We start from the raw sequence: 7,141 nt of genomic DNA, 5'->3' as shown, positions 1-7,141 counted from the left end.
CCCGCGCGGGCCGGGCACCTGATTTCGGGCGGGGGCAAGCGCCTGCGCCCGATGCTTACGCTCGCCGGGGCGGAGCTGGTCGGGTACAACGGCGCACGCCATCACAAGCTGGCCGCCAGCGTGGAATTCATCCACACCGCCACACTGCTGCACGACGATGTTGTGGACGGCAGCGATCTGCGGCGCGGCAAGGCGGCGGCCAACATCATCTTCGGCAACCCGGCCACCGTGCTGGTGGGCGATTTCCTGTTCAGCCGCGCCTTCGAACTGATGGTGGAGGACGGCAGCCTCAAGGTACTCAAGATCCTGTCGGGCGCCAGTGCGGTGATCGCGGAAGGGGAGGTCGACCAGCTCACCGCCCAGCGCAAGATCGAGACCAGCGAAGGCCGCTATCTCCAGATCATCCGCGCCAAGACCGCCGCGCTGTTCGCAGCTGCCACCCGCATCGCCGCCGTGGTGGCCGAATGCGATGGCGAGCAGGAAAACGCTCTCGACGAATATGGCCGCAATCTGGGTGTCGCGTTCCAGCTGGTGGACGATGCCATCGATTACGATTCCGACGCCGCCGCCATGGGCAAGACGCGGGGCGACGATTTCCGCGAAGGCAAGATGACCCTGCCGGTAATCCTCGCCTATGCGCGCGGCACGCCGGAGGAGCGCGCCTTCTGGAAGGAAGCCATGGGCGGCTTCCGCAGTGACGACGATGCGCTGGCCGAGGCGATCCGTCTTATCGCCAAATATGACGCGGTGGGCGCCACCCGCGAACGCGCCGCGCATTTCGCTCAGCGCGCCATCGACGCGATCTCGATCTTCCCCGAAGGCGCCGCCCGCACCGCTATGGCCCAGGCCGCCCGCTTCGCCGTTGCGCGCGGGTATTAGGGTGCATGTAAGAAATATTTGACATCGCCATCGAAGGCTCTCATCTGTGTAAAAGATATTTTACATGGAAGGAGGATTCGCATGTCGTTCAGGGAAAAATCCGCTTGGGTGATGGCCATGGTGATGATCGTCACGGGGTTGTGGTACGCCTCGCTGGTGCAATCCGCGCCCGATGCGCCGGTGATCGGCCCGCTTCTGCCCTATGTGCTGGCGGTGATTGCGATCTCGATCGCGGTGCAGGTCGTCCTCGCCATCCTTTCTCCCCGCGAGGCGAGCGCGCCGCTGGACGAGCGCGAGCGGCTGGTCGCGGCGCGGGCCGGGCAGGTTGCCGGGGTAGTCCTGGCCGTCAGCGTGGTGCTGGCGGGTGGGGTCTATGTCGCGTTCCCGCACGGCAACATGCTGTTCCACCATCTGCTGGGCGGATTGATCCTCGCGCAGATCGTCAACTACGCGATGCAGATCGCCTTGCTGCGGCGCGGCTACTGACATGGCCAAGCGGCCGCCCATCACCAACCGCGTGCGCGAACTGCGTGAGGCGAACGGGCAGATGAGCCAGGCGGCGCTGGGCGAGGCGGTGGGCGTGACACGCCAGACCATCATCGCCATCGAACAGGGCCGCTATTCGCCTAGCTTGGAAACCAGCTTCCGCATCGCCCGCCGTTTCGGCGTAGGGCTGGAAGATGTGTTCGGCTGGGAAGGCGAATGAGCGACCTTCCCATCCATGCCGTACTGCCAGATCTGCTTGCCGCGCTGCGCGGGCGGACGGGGGCGGTGCTGGTGGCACCACCGGGGGCGGGCAAGACCACCGCGGTCGCGCCCGCGCTGCTGGCGGAGGAATGGTGCACGGGCACGGTGATCCTCACATCGCCGCGCCGGGTGGCGGCGCGCGCTGCGGCGGAGCGGATGGCCCAGATGCTGGGGGAAAAGCCGGGGCAGACGGTGGGCTATCTCACCCGCCTCGACAGCAGGCGATCCGCGAAGACGCGCATTCTGGTCATGACCGAGGCGATCTTCGTCAACACTATCCTTGCCGACCCCGAGCTGCCGGGCGTTTCCGCCGTGCTGTTCGACGAGGCGCACGAACGCCATCTCGACAGCGATCTGGGGCTGGCGCTGGCGCTGGAGAGCCGCGCCGTTTTGCGCGAGGATCTTCGCGTCCTGGTGATGAGCGCCACCATAGACGGCGCGCGCTTCGCCCGCCTGCTGGGCGATGATGCCCCGGTGGTTGAGAGCGAAGGCAGGGCCTATCCGCTGCGGATCGAATGGCTCGGCTCGCGCCCGCAGGACCGGGTGGAAGATGCGATGTCCGCGGCGATCCAGACCGCATGGCGCGCCGAGGAGGGCGACATACTGGCCTTCCTTCCCGGCGTGCGCGAGATCGAGCGCGTGCGCGAACGGATGGTCGAACGCCTTCCGCAGGCGCTGGTTCTGCCGCTGCACGGCCAGGTTGAACCCGCCGGCCAGCGCACCGCTATCCGCCGCGATTCGCAAGGCCGCCGCCGCGTGGTCCTGGCCACCGCCATCGCCGAAACATCGCTGACGTTGGACGGCGTGAGCGTGGTGGTGGACAGCGGTCTGGCGCGCCGCGCCGAGTATGACCGCGCGGCGGGCACGACCCATCTCGTCACCCGCCGCGCCAGCCAGGCCGCCGCCGCCCAGCGTGCGGGCCGCGCCGCGCGGCAGGGCCCCGGCGTGGCGTATCGCCTGTGGGAAGAGGCCGCGCATCCCGGCCGCCCCGCCTTCGAACCGCCCGAGATTACTGACGCCGATCTGGCGCCGCTGGTGCTGAAAATCGCCCAGTGGGGCAGCAGCGATCCCGCCAGCCTCCCATGGCTGGATGCGCCTCCGCCGCCTTCGGTCGCGGCGGCGCGCGGCGCGCTGGAGGCGCTCGGCGCGCTCGATGGGCAGGGGCGGATCACCCCGCTGGGCGAACGGATGGCAGCCTTGCCGATGGATCCGGTCGGAGCGGCCATGGTGCTGTTCGGAGCGGAGCACGACGCGGCGGAGCGCGCAGCGCGGCTGGCGCTGCTGTTGCCGGAGCGCGGGCTGGGCGGCCGGGGGGAGGACCTGGAGGCGCGGCTTTCGCGCTGGAACGCGGACCGCAGCCCGCGCGCGGAGGCGAGTCGCAAGCTGGCGGCGGGTTGGGCGCGCAAGGCGGGCGGGGGGCAGGGTGGTACCGTCCCGTTAGGCGTGATCCTGGCCGCCGGGCGCCCCGAATTCGTGGCGAAGCGCCGCGATGCCAGCGGAGAAAGCTGGCAATCGGCAGGCGGGCGCGGCTTCGTGCTCGACACCGTATCGCCGCTGGCTCGTGCCGATTTCCTCGTGGTGGGGGATGCGCAGGGGCAAGCGAAGGGTGCGCGCATCACCGCCGCCACGGTGCTGGAAGAGGCGAAAATTGAGTTCTGGCTGGGCACGCGGATCGAACGGCGCAGCCTGCTGCGCTGGACGGGATCCCGCGTGGAGGCACGGCTCGAACGCAGGCTGGGAGAGATTGTGCTGGCGAGCGGGCCGGATCCCGATCCCGATCCGGCGGCTATCGTGGATATCCTTGTGGATAAAGCCGTGGAGAAGCTGGGGACGCTGCTACCGCCGGAGTTGCTGGCAAGGGCACGCTTCGCCGGAATCGCGGAGCTGGAGGAGGCTGCGCTGGCGGCGCGGGCGGAGGAATGGTTGGTCCCGCTGCTCCATGGGCGGCGCGATCTCGATCTGACGCCAGGCGCGCTGGCCGATGTGGCGCTGGGGCTGATCGACTGGGACAGCCGCCAGCGGCTCGACCGGCTGGCGCCGCGCCGGTTCGCCTCGCCTGCCGGGACGCACCACGCCGTCGCCTACACCGGGGACGATGCCCCTTCGGTGGAGGTACGGGTGCAGGCGTTGTTCGGCCTCGACCGTCATCCGATGGTTGGCACAACTCCGCTGCTGCTCAAGCTGACCAGCCCGGCGGGCCGCCCGATTCAGGCGACGCGCGACCTCCCCGGCTTCTGGCGTGGGAGCTGGGCCGATGTGAAGAAGGATATGAAGGGCCGCTATCCCCGGCACCGCTGGCCCGACGAGCCATGGACCGAGGCGCCGAGCCTCAAGACCAAAAATGCGTTTAATCGCAGCCAGGCTTAGGCTAACGGACCAGCATAGCTGGACCGCAAGCGCGACCGCGCGCTGCGGCTCCTGCCGCGAGAGCCAAGGCGGACGGAGGTCCGCCGCCCGGCGTTTGAGGGAAGAACAAAAATGTCCGCACGTATCTATCAACGCCCCAAGAACGCCATGCAGTCGGGCAGGGCGCTGACCGATCAGTGGATTTTGGAATTCGAGCAGTCGGAGGCGCGCCGCCCCGACCCGCTGATGGGCTGGACCGGCAGCGGCGACACGCAGGCACAGGTCCGCCTGACCTTCCCCGACAAGGACGCCGCAAAGGCCTACGCGGAAAAGCACGGCATCGCCGCCCGCGTCCACGCCACGCCGCCCAAGTCGCTCAAGCTTCAGGCTTACGCCGATAATTTTCGCTGAAGCACAATCCTCTCTGTTGCGTGGCGATGGGGAGGGGGATCGCGAAGCCGAAGCCCTTGCGGTGAGGGCGCGCGGAGGCTTCGACTTCACCTCTGGCGCTTGCCAAGCCTGCCAACCCCACAACCGACATATTGCATTCCGCGCCGTCCCAAGCCATATGCGCGCCTGGGAGTCGGTCGGACGCTTGCGTCCGCCAACCTGGTCAGGTCCGGAAGGAAGCAGCCACAACGGGTTGCGGCGGGTCGGCCGGCTCCTCATTCCCACCATTGGGCTGAATTCCACGCCGCGCGGCATGACATTTGCCGAAGCCCGGCCTAACTAAGTTTGCGATGCCCGATTCACCGGACAACTCGGACAATCTGCCTTGGGATACCGATCCCGAGCGCGATGACGCGGGGCCGAGTGCGGCGGAACTCGAACAGGCTGGACAATCGGCGATGTTCGGGGCCGATCAGGAGAGCGCTCCGGTGTCTGACCCATATGCTCGACAGGGTGATGAAGCGGTTGATGGACAAGTTCGGGCGCCCGATCCGGATCCATCATCGGCCGCCGCTCCCGACCCGGCGCAGCCTTATCGCGTGCTCGCCCGCAAATACCGGCCCCAGACCTTTTCGGAGCTTATCGGGCAGGATGCGATGGTGCGGACACTCGCCAATGCCATCAAGCGTGATCGGCTTGCCCATGCCTTCCTGATGACCGGCGTGCGCGGTGTGGGAAAGACCAGCACCGCGCGCCTCATCGCCAAGGCCTTGAATTGCATTGGCCCGGATGGACAGGGCGGCCCCACCATCGACCCTTGCGGCGTGTGCGAACCCTGCGTTGCCATTGCCGAAGGCCGTCATATCGACGTGATCGAGATGGACGCCGCCAGCCACACCGGCGTGGACGATGTTCGCGATATTATCGAGGCGGTGCGCTATGCGGCGGTCTCGGCGCGCTACAAGATCTACATCATCGATGAAGTTCACATGCTGTCTCGCAATGCTTTCAATGCCTTGCTGAAGACGCTCGAGGAACCTCCGGCGCATGTGAAGTTCCTGTTCGCCACTACCGAGGTGGACAAGCTGCCGGTCACCGTCCTCAGCCGGACCCAACGCTTCGACCTGCGCCGCATCCCAGCGCCCATGCTCCAGGACCACTTTGCCGAAATCTGCGCCAAGGAAGGCGTGGAGGCCGAGGCGGAGGCGCTGCATCTCGTCGCCTCGGCGGCGGAAGGCTCGGTAAGAGATGGACTTTCCATTCTCGACCAGGCCATCGCTCATGCCGATCTGGAAGGGGCGGCAGAAGGAGCGAAGCCGCAGGTTACCGCGGCGCGGGTGCGCGAAATGCTGGGTCTGGCCGACAAGGGTGCACGGCGCCGTATGCTTGGCCATCTGCTGGGCGGAGAAGCCAAGGCGCTGCTGGGCGCGCTGGACGAGCAATACGCCCTCGGCGTCGAACCGCTGGCGCTGATGCGCGCGCTGATGGATGTCGTCCACCACATCACCGTGGCGCAGGCGGCGGGGGAAGCGGACGCGCCTGGCGCCGAGGAACGCGCCGAGCTGATGGAATGGGCGACGCGACTGTCGCCCGGCCAGTTGCACCGGCTCTGGCAATTGCTGCTCAAGGGGCACGAAGAGGTGCGCCATGCGCCCGATCCGCTGGCATCCGCGCGCATGGCACTGCTGCGTGCCCTGCATGCGGCGGACCTGCCCGATCCGGGGAAACTGGCCAAAAAGCTGGAAAATGTGGTCTCTGCGGCAGCCCAGATCGCTCCGGGTGCGCAGGGCGAGGGGGCATCGCCCTCGCAGCCTCAGGCGCCTGCGGCGATCGACTGGAAGGCATTGGTGGCGGAGGTCGAGCGTAGTGGGTTCGCGCTGGCCGCCAGCATCATGGCGCTTCAGGTGCAGCCCATTTCGGTCGAGCCGGGGCTGCTGCGCTACAGCCGCTCCGAGCAATACCGCGACGATACCGCGTCCGTGATCCGCGATGCGCTGAAGGAAGTTACCGGTCGGCGATGGATCCTGGAGGAGCTGCCAGAGGGCGGTGAACCGTCCCTGGCGGAACGCGACGCCCAGGCCGCGCGAAAGGCCGCTGACGAAGTTCGCGCCCATCCGCTGGTCGCCGCGGTCTTCGCGGCTTTCCCCGAGGCCGAACAGATCGAACACGCCGATGGACCGCCCGGTGGCGGCCGAGAATGGAGGAATCAGGCATGAAATCCATGGAAGAAATGCTCGCAGCCGCGCAACAGGCGGCCGAGACGATCCAGAAGCAGATGGGCGAGGCGCAGGCCAAGCTCGATACCATCGAGGTAGAAGGCAGCGCAGGCGGCGGCCTTGTTAAGGTTCGCGCCACCGCACGTGGCCGGATCATCGGCGTCGTTATCGACGACAGCCTGATGAAGCCCGAGGAAAAACAGATGGTCGAAGATCTGGTGGCAGCCGCCTTCAACGATGCGCGCGACAAGGCCGACCGCAAGGCGGCCGAAGAGATGCAAAGCGTCCAAAACGGCATGGGCCTTCCGCCCGGCTTGAATTTGCCCGGTTTCAACTAGTTTTGGTTTCTGACCTGCACAAATGCGTGTAAGGAAACTGTTATGACCCCCCAGGATTGGTCCCCGGAAATCGAGCGTCGCAGCGAGGCGCGTCGGCATCTTCTGTTCGCCACGACCGTGACGAACGGCGATGGCGAAGCGCAGCCCGTTCTCGTGCGCGATATTTCGGCCCGCGGATTGTTGCTGGAGGTCGAGGATGGGGCCGTTCTCGAAAAAAGCTTTCAC

The 7,141-nt window shown here is 67.1% G+C and carries 8 protein-coding genes and 1 other RNA gene; all 9 read left to right on the top strand.

The annotated features are described in order from the left end of the window. Positions 1 to 879: polyprenyl synthetase family protein (locus ACFDTG_RS15455; RefSeq protein ID WP_375291858.1), on the top strand; the 879-nt coding region annotated here is incomplete at its 5' end. A gap of 81 nt (positions 880 to 960) precedes the next feature. Continuing rightward, complete coding sequence (locus tag ACFDTG_RS15450) at positions 961 to 1,365, top strand: hypothetical protein (RefSeq protein WP_375291857.1); 405 nt, start codon at positions 961 to 963, stop codon at positions 1,363 to 1,365. A gap of 1 nt (position 1,366) precedes the next feature. Next, on the top strand, positions 1,367 to 1,585 hold the full coding sequence (locus ACFDTG_RS15445; protein WP_375291856.1) for a helix-turn-helix transcriptional regulator: 219 nt from the start codon (positions 1,367 to 1,369) through the stop codon (positions 1,583 to 1,585). Further along, entirely contained in the window at positions 1,582 to 3,993 is a 2,412-nt protein-coding gene (gene hrpB, locus ACFDTG_RS15440) for an ATP-dependent helicase HrpB (protein ID WP_375291855.1), read from the top strand. Before ACFDTG_RS15445 ends, hrpB begins: the two co-directional genes overlap by 4 nt. Before the next feature lie 111 nt (positions 3,994 to 4,104). Continuing rightward, positions 4,105 to 4,383 carry an ETC complex I subunit gene (locus ACFDTG_RS15435; protein ID WP_375291854.1) on the top strand — a complete coding sequence of 93 codons (279 nt, stop codon included), beginning with the start codon at positions 4,105 to 4,107 and terminating at the stop codon, positions 4,381 to 4,383. A 165-nt stretch (positions 4,384 to 4,548) separates the two neighbouring features. Continuing rightward, positions 4,549 to 4,643: signal recognition particle sRNA small type (gene ffs / locus ACFDTG_RS15430), an RNA gene on the top strand. A 69-nt stretch (positions 4,644 to 4,712) separates the two neighbouring features. After that, a complete protein-coding gene (locus ACFDTG_RS15425) occupies positions 4,713 to 6,578 on the top strand; it encodes a DNA polymerase III subunit gamma/tau (protein WP_375291853.1) in 1,866 nt (621 codons plus the stop codon). Beyond that, positions 6,575 to 6,916, top strand: a complete 342-nt coding sequence (locus ACFDTG_RS15420; protein ID WP_375291852.1) for a YbaB/EbfC family nucleoid-associated protein — start codon at positions 6,575 to 6,577, stop codon at positions 6,914 to 6,916. Before ACFDTG_RS15425 ends, ACFDTG_RS15420 begins: the two co-directional genes overlap by 4 nt. A gap of 42 nt (positions 6,917 to 6,958) precedes the next feature. Then, positions 6,959 to 7,141 (top strand): hypothetical protein (locus ACFDTG_RS15415; RefSeq protein ID WP_375291851.1); only part of this gene is annotated, 183 nt, incomplete at its 3' end.

Origin of the sequence: Qipengyuania sp. (genome assembly GCF_042095715.1) — a bacterium.
Lineage (GTDB): Bacteria > Pseudomonadota > Alphaproteobacteria > Sphingomonadales > Sphingomonadaceae > Qipengyuania.
Note: the sequence above shows the minus strand (reverse complement) of the source record. Positions and strands in the feature narration are given on the sequence as shown.

What these genes read in the sequence shown, in the direction of transcription:
- ACFDTG_RS15450 (WP_375291857.1), top strand. Translation starts at nt 961, where the DNA reads ATGTCGTTCAGGGAAAAATCCGCTTGGGTGATGGCCATGGTGATGATC.
- ACFDTG_RS15445 (WP_375291856.1), top strand. Translation starts at nt 1,367, where the DNA reads ATGGCCAAGCGGCCGCCCATCACCAACCGCGTGCGCGAACTGCGTGAG.
- hrpB (WP_375291855.1), top strand. Translation starts at nt 1,582, where the DNA reads ATGAGCGACCTTCCCATCCATGCCGTACTGCCAGATCTGCTTGCCGCG.
- ACFDTG_RS15435 (WP_375291854.1), top strand. Translation starts at nt 4,105, where the DNA reads ATGTCCGCACGTATCTATCAACGCCCCAAGAACGCCATGCAGTCGGGC.
- ACFDTG_RS15425 (WP_375291853.1), top strand. Translation starts at nt 4,713, where the DNA reads ATGCCCGATTCACCGGACAACTCGGACAATCTGCCTTGGGATACCGAT.
- ACFDTG_RS15420 (WP_375291852.1), top strand. Translation starts at nt 6,575, where the DNA reads ATGAAATCCATGGAAGAAATGCTCGCAGCCGCGCAACAGGCGGCCGAG.